The sequence below is a fragment of the Limnochorda sp. genome, from assembly GCF_047459355.1.
Lineage (GTDB): Bacteria > Bacillota > Limnochordia > Limnochordales > Limnochordaceae > Limnochorda.
Window position 1 is genome coordinate 1 of record NZ_VSCV01000029.1, and the last position, 19939, is coordinate 19939.

At 70.0% G+C, this 19939-nt stretch carries 16 protein-coding genes and 1 tRNA gene; 11 read left to right on the top strand and 6 right to left on the bottom strand.

The genetic code is table 11. From position 1 onward, the window contains the following. A partial coding sequence (locus FWJ67_RS09240; protein ID WP_414482732.1) for a TolC family protein occupies positions 1 to 451 on the top strand: 451 nt, incomplete at its 5' end. Between the two features lie 2 nt (positions 452 to 453). Further along, positions 454 to 1080, top strand: a complete 627-nt coding sequence (locus FWJ67_RS09245; RefSeq protein WP_414482467.1) for a TetR/AcrR family transcriptional regulator — start codon at positions 454 to 456, stop codon at positions 1078 to 1080. Positions 1081 to 1287: 207 nt separating this feature from the next. On the opposite strand, the gene FWJ67_RS09250 is transcribed toward FWJ67_RS09245, so the two are convergent. Both FWJ67_RS09250 and FWJ67_RS09255 read right to left on the bottom strand, forming a co-directional pair. Continuing rightward, entirely contained in the window at positions 1288 to 3615 is a 2328-nt protein-coding gene (locus FWJ67_RS09250; protein ID WP_304172928.1) for a vitamin B12-dependent ribonucleotide reductase, read from the bottom strand. Between the two features lie 260 nt (positions 3616 to 3875). After that, positions 3876 to 5495 carry a methyl-accepting chemotaxis protein gene (locus FWJ67_RS09255; protein ID WP_304172926.1) on the bottom strand — a complete coding sequence of 540 codons (1620 nt, stop codon included), beginning with the start codon at positions 5493 to 5495 and terminating at the stop codon, positions 3876 to 3878. Positions 5496 to 5769: 274 nt separating this feature from the next. Here FWJ67_RS09255 and xylB point away from each other — a divergent pair, with 274 nt between their 5' ends. Next, positions 5770 to 7296, top strand: a complete 1527-nt coding sequence (gene xylB / locus FWJ67_RS09260; protein WP_304172923.1) for a xylulokinase — start codon at positions 5770 to 5772, stop codon at positions 7294 to 7296. Between the two features lie 52 nt (positions 7297 to 7348). On the opposite strand, the gene FWJ67_RS09265 is transcribed toward xylB, so the two are convergent. Continuing rightward, positions 7349 to 7843, bottom strand: a complete 495-nt coding sequence (locus tag FWJ67_RS09265) for a cell wall hydrolase (RefSeq protein ID WP_304172920.1) — start codon at positions 7841 to 7843, stop codon at positions 7349 to 7351. Positions 7844 to 8052: 209 nt separating this feature from the next. Here FWJ67_RS09265 and FWJ67_RS09270 point away from each other — a divergent pair, with 209 nt between their 5' ends. After that, a complete protein-coding gene (locus tag FWJ67_RS09270; protein WP_304172918.1) occupies positions 8053 to 9666 on the top strand; it encodes a glycoside hydrolase family 43 protein in 1614 nt (537 codons plus the stop codon). Positions 9667 to 9930: 264 nt separating this feature from the next. After that, positions 9931 to 11463 (top strand): FAD-dependent oxidoreductase, encoded by a 1533-nt coding sequence (locus FWJ67_RS09275; protein WP_304172916.1) that lies wholly within the window; start codon positions 9931 to 9933, stop codon positions 11461 to 11463. 282 nt (positions 11464 to 11745) lie between these two features. On the opposite strand, the gene FWJ67_RS09280 is transcribed toward FWJ67_RS09275, so the two are convergent. Both FWJ67_RS09280 and FWJ67_RS09285 read right to left on the bottom strand, forming a co-directional pair. Continuing rightward, positions 11746 to 11829: transfer RNA gene (locus FWJ67_RS09280), tRNA-Leu, on the bottom strand. Between the two features lie 53 nt (positions 11830 to 11882). Then, the gene (locus FWJ67_RS09285; RefSeq protein WP_414482733.1) at positions 11883 to 12806 is read right to left on the bottom strand and encodes a 2-dehydropantoate 2-reductase; all 924 of its coding nucleotides are present in this window, start codon (positions 12804 to 12806) and stop codon (positions 11883 to 11885) included. Positions 12807 to 13003: 197 nt separating this feature from the next. On the opposite strand from FWJ67_RS09285, the gene FWJ67_RS09290 reads away from it, so the two are divergent. The 5 genes from FWJ67_RS09290 to FWJ67_RS09310 all read left to right on the top strand — a co-directional run bounded on the left by FWJ67_RS09290 (position 13004) and on the right by FWJ67_RS09310 (position 18109). Continuing rightward, on the top strand, positions 13004 to 13438 hold the full coding sequence (locus tag FWJ67_RS09290) for a secondary thiamine-phosphate synthase enzyme YjbQ (RefSeq protein WP_304172912.1): 435 nt from the start codon (positions 13004 to 13006) through the stop codon (positions 13436 to 13438). 62 nt (positions 13439 to 13500) lie between these two features. Beyond that, positions 13501 to 14226 carry a lytic transglycosylase domain-containing protein gene (locus FWJ67_RS09295; RefSeq protein WP_414482327.1) on the top strand — a complete coding sequence of 242 codons (726 nt, stop codon included), beginning with the start codon at positions 13501 to 13503 and terminating at the stop codon, positions 14224 to 14226. 86 nt (positions 14227 to 14312) lie between these two features. Then, on the top strand, positions 14313 to 15755 hold the full coding sequence (locus FWJ67_RS09300) for a LysM peptidoglycan-binding domain-containing protein (RefSeq protein ID WP_414482734.1): 1443 nt from the start codon (positions 14313 to 14315) through the stop codon (positions 15753 to 15755). Between the two features lie 418 nt (positions 15756 to 16173). Next, complete coding sequence (locus FWJ67_RS09305; protein ID WP_304172932.1) at positions 16174 to 17463, top strand: MATE family efflux transporter; 1290 nt, start codon at positions 16174 to 16176, stop codon at positions 17461 to 17463. Further along, the gene (locus FWJ67_RS09310; RefSeq protein WP_414482735.1) at positions 17456 to 18109 is read left to right on the top strand and encodes a class II aldolase/adducin family protein; all 654 of its coding nucleotides are present in this window, start codon (positions 17456 to 17458) and stop codon (positions 18107 to 18109) included. Before FWJ67_RS09305 ends, FWJ67_RS09310 begins: the two co-directional genes overlap by 8 nt. A gap of 74 nt (positions 18110 to 18183) precedes the next feature. Here the strand turns inward: FWJ67_RS09310 and FWJ67_RS09315 are convergent, their stop codons facing one another. Continuing rightward, positions 18184 to 19017, bottom strand: a complete 834-nt coding sequence (locus FWJ67_RS09315; RefSeq protein ID WP_304172904.1) for a cytochrome c oxidase assembly protein — start codon at positions 19015 to 19017, stop codon at positions 18184 to 18186. A gap of 156 nt (positions 19018 to 19173) precedes the next feature. Between FWJ67_RS09315 and FWJ67_RS09320 the strand changes: the two genes are divergently transcribed. Beyond that, positions 19174 to 19785 carry an SCO family protein gene (locus FWJ67_RS09320; RefSeq protein WP_304172902.1) on the top strand — a complete coding sequence of 204 codons (612 nt, stop codon included), beginning with the start codon at positions 19174 to 19176 and terminating at the stop codon, positions 19783 to 19785. Positions 19786 to 19939: the final 154 nt, after the last annotated feature.

Here is a 19939-nt window from a genome sequence, read left to right on the forward strand (position 1 = left end):
ACTCCCACCTTCCCCCGAATCCTGGAAGGTCGGGCTCCAGGTCACCTGGAATCTGTTGGATGGAGGCGCCAGCGCCGCCGCGGTCCGGGAGGCGGAAGAGGCGGTCACCCAGGCGGAGCTCACCGTGAGACAGCTAGAGGCGGCCATCACCCTGGAGCTGGCCCAGCACCAGACGGGCCTCACCCAGGCTCTCTTGACCTTGGCCGCCGCGGAGCGATCGGTGACGGAGGCGGCGGGCCGCCTGGCCCAGGTAGAGCAGCAGGCCCACGAGGGGGCGGCCACCAAGCTCCAGGTGTGGGAGGCGGAGGCGGCCCTGGCCCAGGCCCGCCTGAAGCAGGTCCAAGCCCTGGCGGAGCTCGCCCGTGCCCGGACCCGGCTGGCCATCGCCGCCGGCTACGATGCCGAGCAGCTGCAGGCGCTGATCACCGCCAGGGCCCCGGGAGGAATGTAAGGATGGAAGCAGCCAAGGACCAGGGAGCGCCCGGTCGCCGGGAAGGGAAGCGGGAGCACATCTTGATGAGCGCGCTCCGGGTCTTTGGCCAGCGAGGCTTCCACCAGGCGACCATCGAAGAGGTGGCCAAGGAGGCGGGCGTGGGCAAGGGGACCATCTACCTCTACGTCCCCAGCAAGGAGGCCCTCCTCCGGGAGGCGATCCGGTTCACGGCCAGCGAGCACTTCCGGCAAGCTCGGAGCATCGCTGCCGGGGAGGGTGAGCCCCTGGAGAAGCTTAGCCGCATCTTGGAGCTGGAGACCGCCTTCTTCCTCTCCAACCGAGAGGTGGCCCGGGCCTTCCTCCACGATCAGACGGGGATCGGCTACAGCGTTGAGATCCGCGAGACCCTGACCGACATGTACCGGCAGCGGAAAGCCCTCCTCGTCGAGCTGATCCAGGAGGCGCAAGGGCTGGGCCAGCTGGACAGCAGCATCGCTGCCGAGCGTCTGGCCCTGGGCCTCGCAGGCATGAACGACGCGCTCCTCCTCGACGCGCTCATCGAGGAACGGCAGGCGGATCCCCACGAGCTGGCCGCCTTCTGCACCACCCTCTTCCTCCGGGGCGCCCAGCCACGCCCCACTGGCTAAGGGACCGAACCGGCGGGAGCACTGGCCAGGCGAACGGCCAGCCCTGACGCCTCGGAGAGGAGGGCGCACGGGCAAGGCCCCGCCCAGGTCCCTTCCTTCGCCAGGTCACTTCCTTAAGGTAGCAAGGAAGGGAGGCGGCGCCGGTCTCCACCACCGGCGCCGCCTCTCTCTTCCACACTTCTCCCCTCACGCCTCAGGCGTGGGCCGTCAGCACTCGGAGAAGCCGCAGCTCATGCACTTGAGGCAGCCTTCCTCGTGGACCAGCGCGTCCACCCCGCACTGGGGGCAGAGGTCCGCCTGGGGGTCGGCCAGCCGCTGGCCGTTGGGATGGGGCGCGCTGGCCTGCTCGGCCACCGCGGCCACCGGGACCAGCTCGCCTTCCAGGGGGAGGCTGAGCTGGGTGCGGCCCTCCCGCTCCCGCAGGTAGTCGGCGATGAACCGTCCAATGGCGTCGGGCACCGACCGGACCCGGCTGGGCCCGAAGCCCACCGACCGGCTGCCGCCGATCCCCTCCAGCTGGTGGACGATCTCGTGGGGATCGATGCCGCTCCGCAGGGCCAGGGAGACCAAGCGGGCGATGGCCTCGGTGAAGGCCGTCACGTCGCTCCCCGCCTTGCCGATCTGGGCGAAGAGCTCGATGGGGTGCCCGTCCATCAGGTTGAGGGTGAGGAAGAGCTTGCCCAGGGGCGTCTGCCGGGCATCGGTGATGCCATACAGCCGGGCCGGCCGGGGGATGGGCCGGATCTGCCCCCAGCTCCCGTTCACCTTCCGGCCGACCCCGTCGGGGGCCGCCCCGTCCTTCTCGCTCTCCGCCGAGCCCTTGGTCCCCACGGTGAGCACCTGGCCCTGGCGGGAGCCGTCCCGGTAGATGGTGACGCCCTTGCAGCCCAGCTCCCAGGCGAGGCGGTAGACCTCCTTCACATCCTCCACCGTCGCCGAGTTGGGGAAGTTGACGGTCTTGCTCACCGCCGAGTGGGTGTGGGCCTGGAAGGCCGCCTGCATGCGGATGTGCCACTCGGGCGTGATCTGGTGCGCGGTGATGAAGATCCGCTGGAGATCTTCAGGGATCCCCTCGAGGCCCTCCACACTCCCCTGCTCGGCGATCCGCTCGGCCAGCTCCTCGGTCCACAGCCCCCGCTGCTGGAGCACCTCCACCAGCAAGGGGTTGACCTCCTTCAGGGTCTTGCCGTCCAGCACGTGGCGGGTGAAGGCCAGGCTGAAGAAAGGCTCGATGCCGCTGGAGGCGCCGGCGATGATGCTGATGGTCCCCGTGGGGGCGATGGTGGTCAAGGTGGCGTTGCGCACCCGGAGCCCCCGCTCTTCCCACATGGAGCCCTCCCAGAGGGGGTACACCCCCCGCTCCTCGGCCAGGGCCACCGAGGCCTTGATCGCCTCGTCCTCGATAAAGCCCATCACTTCGTGGGCCTGAGCGATGGCGTCCTCCGAGTCGTAGGGGATGCCCAGCTGGACCAGCATGTCCGCCCAGCCCATGACGCCCAGGCCGATCCGCCGGTCCTGGAGGGACTTCTCCCGGATCTGGGGGAGCGGGTAGCGGTTGGCGTCGATCACGTTGTCCAGGAAGTGGACGGCCAGCCACGTGGTCTCCCGCAGCCGCTCCCAGTCCACCTGGGCCCGCTCGGTGAAGGGCTCCCGGACGAAGAGGGCCAGGTTGATGGAGCCCAGGTTGCAGCTGCCGTAGGGCGGCAGGGGCTGCTCGCCGCAGGGGTTGGTCGCCTCGATCACCTCCGCGTGGCGGTTGGGGTTCTCCCGGTTGATCCGGTCGATGAAGATGACGCCCGGATCGCCGTTCAGCCATGCGTTCTCGGCGATCAGATCCCAAACCTCGCGGGCTCGGAGCTGGCCCACCACCCGGCCGTCCCGGGGGTTGATGAGATCGTACGCATCGTCCCGCTCCAGCGCGTCCATGAAGGCGTCGGTGATGGCCACGGAGATGTTGAAGTTGGTCACCTCGGTGCCGGACGCCTTGCAGGTGATGAACTGGAGGATGTCGGGATGGTCCACCCGCAGGATGCCCATGTTGGCCCCCCGGCGCTTGCCGCCCTGCTTGATGGAGTGGGTGGCCGCGTCAAAGACCTTCATGAACGAGACAGGGCCGCTGGCCACCCCACCGGAGGTGCGGACCGGATCGCCCTGAGGCCGCAGGCGGCTGAAGGCGAAGCCCGTGCCACCGCCCGACTGGTGGATGAGGGCGGCCGCCTTCAACGTCTCAAAGATGCCTTCCAGGGAGTCTTCCACCGGAAGCACGAAGCAGGCCGAAAGCTGCTGCAGGGGCAGTCCGGCGTTCATCAGGGTCGGGGAGTTGGGCATGAACTCCCGCTGGGTCATGAACCGGTAGAACCGGTCCTCCAGCTCCCGGACCTGTCCCGGATCCTTGCCGTACACCTCGCCGTCGACCGCCGCAATGTTCCGGGCGACCCGCCGGAAGAGTTCCTCCGGTGTTTCCACAATCTGCCCGTTCTCCCGCCGGAGGTACCGGGCCTCCAGCACCGTACGGGCGTTGGCGGTCAGCTCCATTCCGACTCCTCCCTGCTCCCAGCGCCCTCCTGAGCCGTCGGTTCCCGGGGCGCCTCAGAGACTACCATAGGACAAACATCTGTTCGCGTCCAGACCCTTCTTGACGCGAGCCGTTCCGAAAAAAGAGGGGTCACACTACATGTTGACCCCATCCACACTCTAGCCACCTATATGTTGTGTGTCCAGGGGAAGATAGAACCGCCTGGGACCCTCACGGGCGCTCTGGGAAGATCAGGGAGAGCCAGGTCGGCCGGACGCCTTCAGGCGAGGTCGCCCACCAGGGCCTGGACTTCCCGGGCCGCCTGGGCCTGATTCTCGGCCTCGTTCTGAAGCTCCTGCAAGCGCTGGGCCAAGGCGATGGCCCCGGTTTCCAGACTCCGGACCTGCTCGGTTAGTTGAGTGAGCGCGGCCCCCGTCTCCTCGAACTGGGCCACGATCTCCTGGGTGGTGGCCACCACTTCTTCGGTGCGGCGGCTCACCCGGTCGGCCTGGTCGGACTGGCGGCTGGCGGTGGTCTGGACGGTGAGCACGTTCCCCCGGAGGGTCTCGAAGGTGGATCCTACCGCATCCAAAGCCGCGCTCACAAAGCCGGCCCGGGTGCGGACCGCCTCAATGCCGGCCGCGATGTGGGCAACCGCCTGGACCACCTCTTGGGTGGCCGCCCCCACCTCCTGGGCGATCTGGCGGATCTGGCCGGCCGCCTCGGCGCTCTCGCTGGCCAGCTTCCGCACCTCGGCGGCCACCACCGCGAAGCCCCGCCCATGCTCGCCCGCCCGGGCTGCCTCGATGGCCGCGTTGAGGGCGAGGAGGTTGGTCTGGTCGGCGATGGTCTCGATGGTGCCCAGGATCTCACCGATCCGCCCCAGCCGGGCGGCGAAGGCGCCGGTCAGGCTCTGGATCGCCTCGGCCTGGCGGGTGATCTCCCCCACCGCCTCCGCCATGGCGGCCGTCTCCTCCCGGCCCCGGTCCACCTGGATCCCCGTCGCCTCCATGGCCTCCACCGAGCGCTCGGCCAGCTCCCGGGCCTGGTGGGCCCCGTCCCTCAGGGCGGCCGCCTCCGCGGCCGTCTCGCCCATGGCGTCGGTGATCCGGCCCGCGCCTGCGGCGGCCGTCTGGCTGCCTGTGCTCACCTCTTGGAAGGCCTGCTTCATGCTGGTGAAGGTCCGGGAGAGCTCCTGGCTGAAGGCCCCCAGCTCCTCCACCGTCCCCCGGGTGCGGGCCGCCCCGCTGGCCGCCGCCTCCGAGACGGCCCGCAGGCCCGTCACCCGGCCCCGGAGACGGCCGTTGAAGAAGATGGTGACCAGGACCGCCACGAGCAAACCGGCGCCCAGGATGAGGGCCGTGGCCCAACGGCCCAGCCGGCCCAGCTGCTCCTGCCGGGCCCAGACCGCCGCCTCGTCTGCCGCGAGGGTGGCCCGGGCCCGGGCCACCCCGTCCTGCAGGATCGCCAGGGCCCCGGCCGCCTCCCCCTGGGCCGGCGTCGCCTCCGGGCCGGGACCGGCCAGGGCGGCGAGCCTCTTGGCCGCCGCCTCCACCAGGGCGAGATCCTCCCCGGCCAGGAAGGCGGCCAGGACCGCCAGCCCCTCCCGGGCGAACCAGTCGGCCTCAGCCCGCACCGCGGCCACGTTTCCCCCGGTGGCCGCCTGGCTCGCCTCGCCCCCGTGAAGGTGCGCCGCCATCACCGCCAGGGCATGCTCCACCCGGGCCAGCGCCACGCTGGCCTCGCTCTGCTGGCGAAGGGCGTCCAACCCCGAGTCAAGCTGGTTCAGGATGAGAAGGGTTCCGCTTCCGAAGAGGGTGAAGCCCGTCATCACCACGAGAAAACCCAGCACCATCTGACGGGCCAGAGATTGCGCAAGCAGCCGGCGACCCAAACCCAACCCTATGCCTCCCCGCTCCCCAGTGGACCGCCACGCCCGCGGCCACCACCGGAAGCGGGAGCCGCCAGGGTGCGTCCCTTGCTGATTCCATCGGTTTCCAGCGGCGCGGGCTTGAGGCAGCGGCTCGGCGCCCGGCCCGACGCAACGAAAAGAGAGGGTGGGGCCCGAGAGGACGCGGCGGCGAGGGCGGGGCCGCAGGGTTTGTTGGTTGGTGCAACGAAGCTATGGGGGAAGGCCTCCCGGAAGGCCGCATCACGGTGATGGAGGGTCGCAGATGGCCTGGGTGATCGGTCTCGACATCGGCACGAGCTCCACCAAAGGCCTGCTGGTGGACGAAGCGGGCCAGGTGGTCGCCAGCGCCTCCCACCCGTACGAGCTCATCCAGCCCGCCCCCGGCTGGGCGGAGCAGAACCCCGAGGACTGGTGGGAGGCGACCTGCACCGTCGTCCGGAAGCTGATCCAGAAAGCGGGGATCCAGCCTTCCGAGGTGAAAGCCCTCGGCCTTTCCGGCCAGATGCACGGCATGGTCCTCATCGACCAGGCCGGCCAGGTGGTCCGGCCGCCCATCCTCTGGTGCGATGTGCGCACCACCGCCGAGTGCCGGGCCATCGAAGAGGCGGTGGGCCTGGAAGACCTCCTCCAGTTCACCGGCAATCCGGCTCTGGAGGGGTTCACTGCCCCCAAGCTGGTCTGGATGCAGCGGCACGAGCCTGACGCGCTGGCCCGCGCCGAGACCCTGCTCCTGCCTAAGGATTACATCCGCTTCCGCCTGACGGGCGAGCGCCGGATGGAGATCAGCGACGCCGCGGGCAGCCTCCTCTTCGACGTGCGGGCCGGCACCTGGTCCGAGCCGGTCTTGGAGCGGTTGGGGCTTCCCCCCTCCCTGCTCCCTCCGGTGGTGGGCTCCTGGGAAGTGGCGGGCCAGATCACCGCCGAGGCTGCGGAGGCGACGGGGCTGCCCGTCGGGACCCCGGTGGTGGGCGGCGGCGCCGACAACGCTTGCGGCGCCCTGGGCGCGGGCGTCATCGACCCGGGCCAGGCCCTGGTCAGTATCGGCACGTCGGGCGTGGTCCTCTCCCCCTTGAGCCGCCCGCCGGCCACCAGCGACGGCAAGCTCCACCTCTTCAACCACGCGCTCCCCGAGCGGTGGTACCTCATGGGCGTGATGCTCAGCGCGGGCTTGAGCTACCGCTGGTTCCGGGATGAGCTGGCCCCGCTGGAGAAGGCGGCCGGGCAGGTGACGGGCATCGACGCCTTCGAGCTTCTGAACCGGGAGGCGGCCAGCGCCCCGCCGGGGGCGGGCGGCGTCCTCTTCCTCCCCTACCTGAACGGCGAGCGGACCCCCCACGCTGACCCCCACGCCCGGGGCACCTTCTTCGGCATCTCCTCGGCCCACCGCCGGGCCCACCTGGTCCGGGCGGTGATGGAGGGGATCACCTTCGGCCTGCGGGACTCCTTGGAGCTCATGCGCGCGACGGGCCAGCCCGTCTCTCGGCTGCGGGCCATCGGCGGCGGGGCCAAGAGCGACCTCTGGCTCCAGATCCAAGCGGACATCCTGGACGCGGTGGTGGAGCGGCCGGTGGTGGACGAAGGGCCCGCCTACGGGGCCGCGCTCCTGGCGGGCGTGGGCGCCGGCTGGTACCGGACCCCCCACGAGGCGGCCCAGCACGTGGCGGTCCAGGCCACCTACGAGCCCAACCCCGAAACCCGGGAGGTGTACGACGAGACCTACCAGCTCTACCGGGACCTCTACCCGGCCTTGCAGCCTCTCTTCCCCCGGGTGGCTGCCTTGGGCGGGTAGGGGCGAGCAGGGCTAGCCCGGCCCAGGGCCCGGCCGCCTGCCGATCGGCGTGCTAGGCCCGGCGCTCCCGCAAGAAGAGGAGCCGGGGCGCCTGGGGGAAGCGGAGCACCTCCATCCCCCGGGCCCAGGCGGGCAGCCGGCCCTGGAGGCGGACGTCCACGTAGTGGTAGACCCCGGGCAGGGGGTTGGCGGAGGCGTCGGCCTGGATCACCTCCCAGGCCACCTCCACCGCGGTGTACCAGGCCTCATCCTCTGAGGCCGGGCCCGAAAGGGGGTCCGTCATGGTCTCCCGGTTGGGATCGGACCGGAGCCAGACGCTGAACTGGCCCGGCTGGGTGACCACCGCCGGGTAGGTGTTGGGAAACTCCGGCGCCTCCACCCGGTTCCGGATCACCCAGGCGACCAGCCGCATCCCTTCCCGGCCCTCGCCCCGGGCTTCGGCCCAGATGGTCTTGGCCACGTACATCACGTCGGTGAAGCGCTTGGGATCGAGCGGCCGCCGGCGCCACCACCGGCCCAGCCCCCATGTGCTCGCCTGCTCGGCCATCCCCTGCACCTCCGCCTCGGGCCCGCACGGGGCTGTCCCACCCAGCCTATGCGGGCGGAGACGGGCGGGTGCCGGGGGCCGCGGGAGGCCCGGGGGTGCGGCCCTGCCCCGGGGTGCCTGGCTGGTGTCACAGGGGTTCTGGCTGGTAGCGTGGATGGCTCTGCTTCGGCGTGCTCATGGAAGGTGACAAGAAGACGGAGGTGTGGATCATGGCGCGGATCACCAACCCCATCTTGACCGGCTTCAACCCGGACCCGTCCATCTGCCGGGCCGGTGAGGATTACTACATCGCCGTCTCGACCTTCGAGTGGTTTCCCGGGGTGGGCATCTACCACTCCAAAGACCTGAAGCACTGGCGCCTGGTCGCCCGGCCCCTCAACCGGTTGAGCCAGCTGGACATGCGGGGGAATCCCGACTCGGGCGGCGTGTGGGCCCCCGCCCTCTCCTACGCCGATGGGCGCTTCTGGCTGATCTACACCGACGTGAAGGTGGTGGACGGCCAGTGGAAGGACTGCCACAATTACCTGGTCACCAGCGAGACCATCGATGGCGAGTGGTCCGACCCCATCTACCTGAACGGGAGCGGCTTCGACCCCTCCCTCTTCCACGATGACGACGGGCGGAAGTACCTGGTCAACATGGTCTGGGACCACCGGGTGGGCCGCCACAACTTCTACGGCATCGCCCTGCAGGAGTACTCCCACGAGGAGCGGCGCCTGGTGGGCCCCCGGAAGATCATCTTCAAGGGCACCGACGTCAAGCTCACCGAGGCGCCCCACCTGTACAAGATCGACGGCTACTACTACCTGATGACCGCCGAGGGGGGCACCCGCTACGAGCACCAGGTGACCCTGGCCCGGGCCAAGAACATCTGGGGGCCCTACGAGGTCCATCCCGACAACCCCCTGCTCACCTCCTACCCCTACCCCCGGAACCCCCTCCAGAAGGCGGGCCACGCCTCCATGGTCCAGACCCACACGGGCGAGTGGTTCCTCGTCCACCTCACCGGCCGGCCCCTGCCCAAGGAGGATGAGCCGCTCCTCGCCCCCCGGGGTTACTGCCCCCTGGGCCGGGAGACGGCCATCCAGCGCCTGGAGTGGCGGGACGGCTGGCCCTACGTGGTGGGCGGCAACCAGCCCTCTCTGGAGATTGAGGGACCCCAGATCCCCGAGCACCCCTGGGAGCCCGACTACCCCGAAAAGGACGACTTCGATTCCGACCAACTCAACCTCCACTTCCAGACCCTCCGGATCCCCCTGGGGCCCGACATCCTCTCCCTCACCGACCGGCCGGGCCATCTCCGGCTCTACGGGCGGGAGTCCCTCACCTCCAAGTTCACCCAGGCCTTCGTCGCCCGGCGGTGGCAGCACTTCAACTTCGTGGCCGAGACCAAGGTGGCGTTCGAGCCGGAGACCTTCCAGCAGGCGGCGGGGCTGGCCTGCTACTACAACACGGAGAACTGGACCATCCTCCAGCTCACCTGGGATGAGGCGAAGGGCCGCATCCTGGACCTGATGGCCTGCGACAACTTCAACTTCAGCCAGCCCCTCCAGGGCCGGGAGATTCCCGTACCGGAAGGTGTCGAGTACGTCTACATGCGGGTGACGGTGCGTACCCACACCTACCGCTTCAGCTACTCCTTCGACGGCGAGCGCTGGGAGGAGATCCCCATCGACTTCCCCTCCTACAAGCTCTCCGACGACTACGTGCGGGGCGGGGGCTTCTTCACCGGCGCCTTCGTCGGCATGCACTGCCGGGACATCACCGGCAGCGGCAAGCCCGCGGACTTCGACTACTTCATCTACCGGCCCCTGGAGGGCTGACGGCTCCTGGCCCATGCGGGCCGCCGCCTGAAGCGGCGGCCCGCGGCCCTTTCCCGGAGCCACCGGAGAAGGAGCTTGGTGAAGGAATCTGAAGCCGCTATGGCATAATTTGGTATAGGAGAGCCAAAGGGATGGGTGGTCCCCTTTTTCTTTGGCCGACTTAGTTCTTGTGATCACAATCTCATACTCAGACCAGCCATGGAAGACGGACGACGCTGCTGAGTCCCGGCCCGGTGGGGCTGGGCCACCGAGGAGGCACAACCCATGGACGATCATCGCCAGCAGGGGATCAGTCGGAGAGGATTCTTGAAGGGGGCCGCCATCGGCGCCGGGGCCCTGGCCCTGGCCGGCTGGGCGCCCAGCCTGGCCAGCGCCCTCCCCGCGGAAGCGGTGCCCCGCCGGTGGGATGCTGAGGCGGATCTGGTCATCGTCGGAGGCGGGGGTGCAGGCCTGGTCGCCGCGATTACCGCTCGGGAGCGGGGCGCGACGGTGCTGGTCCTGGAGAAGGCCGCCCGCTGTGGGGGGACCACCGCCCTGTCGGGTGGTCTGCTCCAAGCGGCCGCGACGCCCTACCAGCGGGAGGCCGGTATCCTCAACGACACCACCGAGGCCCACTACCAGTTCTGGCTGGAGCAGAGTGAGGGGATCGCCGACCCTGACCTGGTCCGGGTGCTGGCCGAGGAGGCGCCCAAGAGCATCCAGTGGCTCGCGGACCGGGGTGTCATCTTCACCAGTGTCATGCCTTTGGGCCGGATCCCCTTCATCGACCCGGCCCAGAACGTCCCCCGGATTCACGCGGTGGAGGGCAGCGGCATGGGCCTCATGAGGACCATCGAGGATGTGGCGAGGGCCCGGGGCGCCGAGATCTGGACCAACACCTCCGTGGTGGCCCTGGTCACCGACAAGGAGCAGGGCGTCGTCGGCGTCAAGGCCGAAGGCCGGCGGGGCACCCTCTTCATCCGGGCGGCCAAGGCGGTCATCCTCGCCACCAGCAGCTTCGACCACAACCGGGAGATGGCCCGGGCCTTCTCGCCCCAGCAGCTCTGGGCCCTGGAGACGGGCCGCTGCCTCTGCGCCAAGACCAACGAGGGCGACGGCATCCGGCTGGCCATGGGCGTCGGGGCAGACCTTGCGGGCATGGGCGGCACCATCGGCTACTGCGGCGTGAACGTCGGCCGCACCGAGGAGGTGCCGGGCATCTGGGTGAACAAGCTGGGGCAGCGCTTCGTCGATGAGGCGTCCCACTACGCCTACGCCATGTGGGCCGTCTTCAACCAGCCCATGCACCAGGCCTGGGCCATCTTCGATGACGAGGTGAAGGCTCTGGGCGGCCGGGCCATCGGCGGCGCCTTCCAGAGCTGGAGCGACGACCTAAGCCGGGAGATCGCGGCGGGCGTCATCCACCGGGGCAACACCATCGAAGAGCTGGCCCAGTCCCTCGGGATCCCGGCCCACCACCTGGCCGCCACCGTCAAGGCTTGGAACGAGGATGCAGCCCGGGGCGTGGACACCCTCTGCGGCCGGGAGGTGGCCTTGAAGCCCATCGCCAAGCCACCCTTCTATGCCGCCCTCGTCACCGAGGTGAACCTGGGCTCCATGGGCGGCGTGAAGATCAACACCAAGGGCCAGGTTCTCAACGTCGAGGGCCAGCCCATCCCCCACCTCTACGCGGCGGGCATGGTGGCCGGCGGCTTCCTCGGGCCCTACTACCCAGGGAGCGGCACCGCCGTCCAGGTGGCCATCACCTTCGGGCGCGTTGCGGCCGAGCACGCGGTGCGGGAACGGCCGACCGCGTGAAGGACCATCGCGAAGGAACGGCAAACCCTGCGGTCGCGGCCAACGCCCTGGCCCAGGCCGGGGCGTTGGCCCTTTCACGCCTACTTGTGGGCGAGCACGGGCTGGAACGCGGTCAGTCGCTGGAGGAAGGTCTCGGGATCGCCGGCGGTCATCCCCAGCGCCAAGGCCTCCAGCCCAGGACCCTCCAGAGGCCCTCCAAACGAAAGAGGTCCCCACGCACGCAAACGCTGTGGGGACCGCTACCAAGCCCGAAAAGGCCCGTCGTTCTGGGATGCTTCCCTGTGGTGCCGAAGGCGGGAGTCGAACCCGCACGGGTTGCCCCAGACGATTTTGAGTCGTCCGCGTCTGCCATTCCGCCACTTCGGCACGCGTCGCTGTAGTTCATGGTACCAGACCGCCGCCCCCCGCGCAAGACCCCCTTAGCTCCCCCGGCCGCTCGCCTGCCGGGCTTCCATCAACCCGTAGAGGGTGGCGTTGACTGGCACAGGGATCCCCAAGCGCTCGCCCTCCCGCACCACGTAGCCGTTGAAGCTCTCCAGCTCCAGGGGCTTGCCCCGGACCAGATCGTGGTACATGGAGCTCACCGCGGGCAGGGCCGCCGCGGCGGCCACCACCCGGTCCACCACCCCGTCATCCAAAGGAACCCCCTGGGCCCGGGCGACGGCCAGGGCCTCCCGGACGCTCGCCTCAAAGAGCCAGCGGGACCGGGGCGCGGCCACCAGGCGGGCGCCCGTGGCGCCGGTGAGGGCGCTGGCGGCGTTGAGGGCCACATTGAAAAGCATCTTCTCCCACTTGGCCGCCCAGATGTCCTCGGCCACCTGCACGGGAATCCTCGCCTCGGCCAGAACCTGGCGGAGCTGTTCCAACCGGGGGCTGGAGCCACCCTCCGGTTCGCCCACCACCAGCTCCCCCCGGGCCCGGTGCTCGATCACTCCCGGGGCCACCCGCTCGGCCCCGATGTAGGCCACGGCCGGCACCACCCGGCCCATCCCGTACAAGGCGGCCAGCTTCCCCTCGTTCTCCACCCCGTTCTGGAGGCAGAGGATGGTGGTGCTCGGGCCCACCCAGGGCGCCATGGCCCGGGCCGCCCCCTCGGTATCGTAGCTTTTCACGGCAAAGAGGATGAGATCTTGCGGGCCCGTGCCGGAAGCCTGCTCCGTCGCCTCGGGCCAGGCAACCCACTCCCCTCCCCCAGCCTGGACGGGCCGCACCCGCAAGCCTTCCCGCCGGATGGCCTCCAGGTGCGCCCCCCGCGCGAGAAGGGTCACCGGGTGGCCCGCCCGGCTCAACAGGGCCCCGAAGTAGCCGCCCACCGCTCCCGCTCCCACCACGCCAACCCGCACGGGCCCCGCCTCCTGCCATCGGGTATCGTCACTCAATTGAGTCCATTCGGCCGCTCTCCGTCCTTCCCTTCCCGGCTCTTTCCGGGTATGGTACAAGCCAGGGCCTGCCGCGGCCTGGGTGGGCCCGGGCAGGCCTGCTCCAGGCTTCTCAGCAGGTGGCCTCAGGCCGGAGTGATGGACGATGAGGAGGGATTCCTGTGAAGAGCCACACCGAGTACCTCACCTTCAACACCCAGAAGCGCCAGGAGATCATCGACATCACCGACAAGGTGGAGGCGGCCCTGGCCAAGTCGGGCATCCAGGAGGGAATGGTGCTGGTGAGCGCCATGCACATCACCGCCTCCGTCTTCGTTAACGACCACGAAAGCGGGCTCTGGCAGGACATCCTGGACTGGCTCGAGGGCCACATCGCGCCGTGGGACCGCCATCCGTCCCGGGGCGACGACTACCTCCACAACCGGACGGGCGAGGACAACGGGGCCGCCCACCTGCGGAGCCTCACCATCGGGCATGAGGTGATCGTCCCCGTCACCAAGGGGCGGCTGGACTTGGGTCCCTGGCAGCGGATCTTCTACGGCGAGTGGGATGGCCAGCGGCCCAAGCGGCTTATCATCAAGGTGATGGGCGAGTAACGCCACCCGGGTTCTGGACAGGCCGGCACCCCCATACATATCTGGTGGGAGGAGGCCTGTCCATGCAACGGCTCGGGCGTATCCGGCTCGTGTGGAGTCTGCTGCTTGTGCTCTGCCTGCTGGCGGGGCGCGAGTTCGTGGCCAACCGCCGGCTCCTTCAGGACTACCAGAACCTGCTGGCCGAGAGTCAGGCCCTGCTTGAGGCCCAGCAGGCCGAGCTCAACGCGCAGCAGGCTGAGCTGGCAGCCCGCCAGGCGGAGCTCGACGCCCGGCAGGCAGAGCTGGAGAGCCTCCTCGACGAGGTGCAGCAGCTCCGGGGCACATTGGAGGCAACGGAGCAACGGCTCCGGGAGTACGAGGCGTACTACGAGCGGATCCGTCCCATCGCCGCAGCCCTCCGCTCGGCCCGGGGCGCGGATCCCTGGGCCATCGCCGCCCAGATCGAGCGGTCCAGCCGGCGCTGGGGGGTCGATCCCTGGCTGGTGGTGGCCGTCGGCTTCGCCGAGTCCAGCTGGAATGTGCACGCCCGGGGCCGGGCGGGCGAGGTGGGGCCCATGCAGGTCATGCCCGCCACCTACCGGGCCATGGGCGGCAAGCACTTGGGTGACTGGCGGGAGAACATCGACGTGGGCACCCGCTACCTGGCCCTCATGCTGGACCACGCCCAGGGGGACGTGCGCCTCGCCGTGGCCTACTACAACGCCGGCCCCTCCCGCCCCGCGGCCGTCGTGCGGCAGATCAGCGCCCGCCACGTGGAGCGGGTGATGCAGTACCGGTACCTGTTGTAGACTCCCCTCTCGTCTGGCCGGTCCCGTGACACCCCCGGCTCCCCGCCCATAGGATGGAGGGCCACCTTCATGCGGGGGGAGCCGGCATGGAGATCCACGTGGTCCAGCAGGGGGAGACCCTGAGCTTCATCGCCCAGCAGTACGACCTCACCGTGACCCAGCTGGTGGAGGCCAACCAGCTTCCCGACCCCGACCGCCTCGCGGTGGGCGAGGCCCTCCTCATCCCCCAGGAGGTGGTGGTCGCCGTCCAGCCGGGCGACAGCCTCTTCCGCATCGCCCGCCAGTTCGGCGTCTCGGTGACCGCCCTGGTCGCGGCCAACCCCCAGATCACCAATCCCGACGTGATCCTGCCCGGCCAGCTGATCCGCATCCCGGGGCTGGAGCGGGAGCGGTACCTGGTCCGGCCGGGGGATACCCTGAGCGCCATCGCCCAGGCCCGGGAGATCCCCTTGAGCGGCCTGATCCGGATGAACCCCCAGGTGGCCAACCCCAACCTGATCTACCCGGGCCAGCGCCTCTGGCTCCCGGTGCTGGAACGGCGGCGCCCCACCATGACGGTTAACGGGTACCTGGCCCCCAGCGCCACCGCCCCGGCCCGGATCCGGGAGCTGGCCCCCTGGCTGACCAGCGTCAGCCTCTTCTCCTTCCCCGTCCGGGCCGACGGGGCGTTGGGCCGCCCCGGCTTTGTGACCGAGACGGTGACCGCCGCCCTGGAGCAGGGCCTCATCCCGCTGGCGGTGATCACCAACATCGACGGCGGCACCTTCGACCGGGACCTGGCCCACGCCATCCTGAGCGATCCCGCCGCCCGGCGCCGGGCGGTGGCCGAGACCCGGGAGGTCGTGGAGACGTACCGCTTCCGGGGCGTCAACGTGGACTTCGAGAACATGCCCCCGGAAGACCGGCCCCTGTTCAACCGGTTCATGGAGGAGCTGGCCGAGGCCTTGCGCCCCGCCGGGCACCTGGTGGGGCTCGCCGTCGCCCCCAAGGCCTCCGACCGCCCCACCGAGCCCTGGGTGGGCACCTTCGACTACGCCACCCTGGGCCAGATCGCCGATTTCGTCGTGATCATGACCTACGAGTGGGGCTGGGTGGGCGGGCCGCCCATGGCCGTCTCCCCCGCCAACCTGGTCCGGCTGGTCTTGGACTACGCGGTCTCCCTCATCCCCCGGGCGAAGATCCTCCAGGGCATCAACCTCTACGGCTACGACTGGCTCCGGGATGAGGACCCCGCCACCCTGGCCCGCACCCTCTCGCCGCCCCAGGCGACCCAACTCGCCTTCGACACGGGTGTGCCCATCCTCTTCGATCCCAAGGCCGAATCGCCCTGGTTCCGCTACACCGGCCCCGAGGGCGGCGAGCGGGAGGTCTGGTTCGAGGACGTCCGCTCCATGCTGGCCAAGTACCAGATCACCCAGGTCCTGGATCTGGCGGGGGTCAGCTTCTGGAACCTGATCTTCCGATTCCCCCAGAACTGGCAGCTCCTCCAGCGGGTCTTCCAAGTACGCAAAGGCCGGATGGTCCCGTAGCGGCCCTAGTCCCCAGCATGGCCCGACCCGCGCCTTGTTCGGCCCACGCCTTACCCGGCCCCCGCCCTGCTCCGGCCGCGCCCCCCAGACCCTCCCGGCGGTCCACCCGCTCGACGGCCCCCGCCCTTCGGGCACACCAGACCGGCCCCCTGCCTTCCCCTGCCCCGCGCCCTGGACTACAATGGACTGCAGCCGTTCCTCTCAGCCCCCGGAGACCAGCCTTGCCCCGACCCAGGGCTGGTGGAGCCCCGGGGTGTAAAGGAGGCCGATCCCGCTGCGCGACCAGTCCATCGGAGGACGCCCGGCATCCTGGGAGCTGGCCAGTGAGAGAAGAGAAGCCCCTGCCCGCCGCCCGGCGGCCATCGACTTCACCCGGGGGTCCATCACCTCCCACCTGGTGCGGCTCTCCGTGCCGCTGATGGCGGGGAACATCCTCCAGACGGTCTACAATCTGGTGGACATGTTCTGGGTGGGCCGGCTGGGCGCCACGGAGGTGGCGGCCGTCTCCATCGTCTTTCCCACCGACTGGCTGCTCACCTCCATCGCCATGGGGATCACCATCGCCGGCGCCTCCCTGGTCGCCCAGTGGACAGGGGCGGGCAACCGGGAGCAGGCCACCCAGGTGGCGGGCCAGACGGTCACCGTGGCGGTGCTGGCGGCCCTGGGGCTGGCCACCCTGGCCCACCTCCTCCGGGTGCCCCTGCTCACCCTCTTGGGGGCCACAGGCGAGCTCTTCGCCCACACCTACGCCTACATCACGGTCATCATCTGGAGCGTCCCCTTCACCTTCCTGTTTTTTGCCTTTGGCTCGGCCATGCGGGGCGTGGGCGACACCCTGCGGCCCATGTACCTCACCGTGCTGAGCAACGGGCTCAACATCCTCCTCGACCCCATCCTCATCTTCGGGTGGGGCCCGGCTCCCGCCCTGGGCGTGGCCGGGGCGGCCTGGGCCACCTTGATTGCCCGGGCCCTGGCCGGGTTCGTGGGCCTCGCGGCCCTGATGAGCGGCCGGCTCGCCATCCAGGTCCGGCCGAAGGACCTCCTGCCCCGCTGGTCCCTAGCCCGCCAGCTCCTCACCATCGGCGGGCCGGCCGCGGTGGACGGCGCCGCCCGGAGCTTCTCCTCGGTGGCCATGATCGCCATCGTCACCCGCTTCGGCCCCGCGGTGACGGCGGCCTACGGGATCGTGATGCGGGTGATGTCGCTGGTCTGGACCACGGCCGGGGCGGTGGGCCAGGCGGTGGGTACGGGTGTGGGCCAGAACCTGGGGGCGGACCAGCCCCAGCGGAGCCGGCGGGTGGCCTGGACGGGCATCGCCCTCAATCTCGTCGTGGTAGGCACCGGCGGCCTCTTGGGCGTGCTCCTCGCGCCTTGGATTGTGGGGCTCTTTGTGAAGGATCCCACCGTGATCCGGCTGGGCACCGACTTCCTCCGGGTGAGCGGCTGGGCCTTCGGCCTGGCAGGTGGGGTCATGGTGGTGCAGGGGGCCTTCCAGGGCGCGGGCCGGACAGGCCACTCCATGATCCTCTCCATCCTCAACCGGTGGGTCTTCCGGATGCCTGTGGCCATCCTCCTCGCGTGGGGGCTGGGCTGGGGCCCCGACGGGCTTTGGTGGTCCTTCTTCATCTCCGACGCCGCGGTCTTCGCCATAGCCGCCCTCTGGCTCTGGCGAGGCCGCTGGGCCCGGGCGGTGATCCAGCATGGTTGACGAACACGCTCGCCGCCGGCTGGCGGCCGTCAGCCGACGTCTGGCGGCGGAGGGGCTGGTCTCGGGCGCGGGCGGGAACGTGAGCCTGCGCACCCCCCAGGGGATCCTCATCACCCCCAGCGGCCTGCCCTGCGCCGAGACCGGGCCGGACGATTTGGTCCTGGTCGATCTGGAGGGGCGGGTGCTGGAGGGAACCCGGAAGCCCTCCTCCGAGACGCCCATGCACCTCGCGGTCTACCGCCATCACCCCCAGGTGGGGGGTATCGTGCACACCCACAGCCTCTACGCCTCCGCCTTCGCCACCGCAGGCCGGGAGATCCCACCCTACCACTACATGGTGGCGGCCGTGGGCGACCGGGTCCCCCTGGCCCCTTACGCCACCTTCGGCACCGACGCCCTGGCGGAGAGCGTCGTTCGGACCCTGGGCGGCCGGTATGGGGCGGCTCTTCTCGAACGGCACGGCGTGCTGGCTGTCGGGGCGACGCCTGAGGAGGCCCTGGATCGGGCGGTGGCGGTGGAACACGTGGCGCACGTGACCTACCTCGCCCTCCAGCTGGGGTACCCGGAACCCCTCCCGCCCGACGAGGTCCAGCGGCTGGTGGAGCGGTTCAAGACCTACGGGAAGGCAGAGCCACCCGAGGCGTAAGCGCGGGCTGGACGAAAAAGGCCCGGTGTTGGAACGGACACCCGCTCATGCGGCGGAGGCCACGCCGAGGCAGCTCAAGGCTGGGCAGCCAGGCTCCGGGAGGCGCCCTCCCCCGCTCCCGGCTCCTCCCGGCCCTCCCGGACCCACCACCAGAAGAGAAGGACCAAGAGCCCCCCGAAAACCATGTGCCCCATCACCCACATAAGCCCAGCCCCCAGGACTTGGTCGGCCACCGGGTCCAGGCCCCACAGCCGGGGCAGGACCAGGTAGGTGCCGAAGAGGGGCCGCCCGGCGAGGCCGATGACGAAACTGACCAGCCAGCTGATCACCCAGGTGGTGGCCAGCATCAGCCCCCGAACCACGAGGGGGAGCCCGTACCGGCCCGGGTAGAGGGCGACACTCCAGAAGAAGAGCCCCACCCCATGGGGCAGCACATCCTCCAGGCTGGCGAGGAACGGGTTCTGCTTGGGCAGGTCCAGGGGCAGGCCGCAGGCCACCCGCAAGCCCTCCCCAGGCGGCAGGGGCCAGTGCCAGAAGAGCATCACCCCGTTGTAAAGCAGCCAGGCCCCCAGGGCCAGGACGGGCGAGCCCACCCGCCGGCGCCACCAGGCTTGCCCCTCCAGGACCTCCACCAAGCGGTGGGGCATCCCCCAGAGCATCAGGAGCGGCGCGACCACCTGGGCGAGCATGTGGGTGACAACGTGGAGGGTGAAGAGGTACCGATCCCCAGCCGCGTTGACAGGCGACAGGAGCCCCACCACCAGCGCGCCGCAGCCAGCCGCGAAGGCGACCACCTGCCGAGGCCGGGGCTTCAGAGGCAGGAGGAACCGCCCGTAGAGGTACGCGGCCACGGCAAGCCACGCGATGAGCAGCGGGTTCCAGGTCCAGGGGATGGTCACGTCAGGCACGGTGCTGGGCTCCTCGAGGCGGGTCCCGTTGACCCGCCACTTGCGAATGGTTATCGTATATCTGCCGAAACCATTCGCTGCTGCCAGCCCGGGGCCTGCTCCCAACCCACGACGAGGGAGGTCCGGGGCGAGGCACACGCCGAGAGGAGGCCCCCCATGCCGGCCCGACGCCGCATGCTCGTGGAGATCGCTCTGGTGATCGTCATCGCAGTAGCAGGGGTGACCTGGGCCTACACCAGCCGCCCGGCCCCGGCCTTCCACGGGCGGCTGCTGGAGCCCTTGCGGGAGGCGCCGGTCTTCAGCCTGACCGACCACCAGGGCGAGCCCTTCCACCTGGCCGACCAGCGGGGGAAGGCAGTCCTCCTCTTCTTCGGCTACACCACCTGCCCCGACGTCTGCCCCGCCACTTTGGGTACCCTGGGCCAGATGAAGCGCCAGTTGGGCGCCGACGGCGAGCGGGTGGAAGTGGTCTTCATCACCGTCGATCCCGAGCGGGACACCCCTGCCCGCCTGGCCGAGTATCTCGGCTACTTTGATCCCTCCGCCATCGGGCTAACCGGCCCTCCCGAGGAGCTGGCCCGGGTCCGGGAGGCCTACGGGGTGTACGCCGAGCGGGTGAACGATCCCCAGGCCCCCGGCGGCTACTGGATGAACCACACGGCCACGGTACTCCTGATCGATCCCGAGGGGCGGCTCCGCCTCAGCTACACCTTCGGCTCTGCTCCGGCTGAGATCGCGGAGGATGTGCGGCGGATCCTGCGCGGCTAGACGGCAGACATCGGGTTGTCTGTTGATCCGACCAGCAGGGCGAGAACCGCTGACAGGGTCGCCACCAGGCTACCCCGTGGCACCGTCTCCCTGCGCACCCACGCTCATTCTCTGGCGCGTTCAATGGGGCCACCTCTCTTTAGAGGTGGTCATC

Coding starts and splice junctions, on each gene's coding strand:
- FWJ67_RS09295 (WP_414482327.1), top strand. CDS start 13,501: ATGCAACGGCTCGGGCGTATCCGGCTCGTGTGGAGTCTGCTGCTTGTG.
- FWJ67_RS09310 (WP_414482735.1), top strand. CDS start 17,456: ATGGTTGACGAACACGCTCGCCGCCGGCTGGCGGCCGTCAGCCGACGT.
- FWJ67_RS09305 (WP_304172932.1), top strand. CDS start 16,174: ATGGCGGGGAACATCCTCCAGACGGTCTACAATCTGGTGGACATGTTC.
- xylB (WP_304172923.1), top strand. CDS start 5,770: ATGGCCTGGGTGATCGGTCTCGACATCGGCACGAGCTCCACCAAAGGC.
- FWJ67_RS09270 (WP_304172918.1), top strand. CDS start 8,053: ATGGCGCGGATCACCAACCCCATCTTGACCGGCTTCAACCCGGACCCG.
- FWJ67_RS09250 (WP_304172928.1), bottom strand. CDS start 3,615: ATGGAGCTGACCGCCAACGCCCGTACGGTGCTGGAGGCCCGGTACCTC.
- FWJ67_RS09275 (WP_304172916.1), top strand. CDS start 9,931: ATGGACGATCATCGCCAGCAGGGGATCAGTCGGAGAGGATTCTTGAAG.
- FWJ67_RS09265 (WP_304172920.1), bottom strand. CDS start 7,843: ATGGCCGAGCAGGCGAGCACATGGGGGCTGGGCCGGTGGTGGCGCCGG.
- FWJ67_RS09300 (WP_414482734.1), top strand. CDS start 14,313: ATGGAGATCCACGTGGTCCAGCAGGGGGAGACCCTGAGCTTCATCGCC.
- FWJ67_RS09320 (WP_304172902.1), top strand. CDS start 19,174: ATGCCGGCCCGACGCCGCATGCTCGTGGAGATCGCTCTGGTGATCGTC.
- FWJ67_RS09245 (WP_414482467.1), top strand. CDS start 454: ATGGAAGCAGCCAAGGACCAGGGAGCGCCCGGTCGCCGGGAAGGGAAG.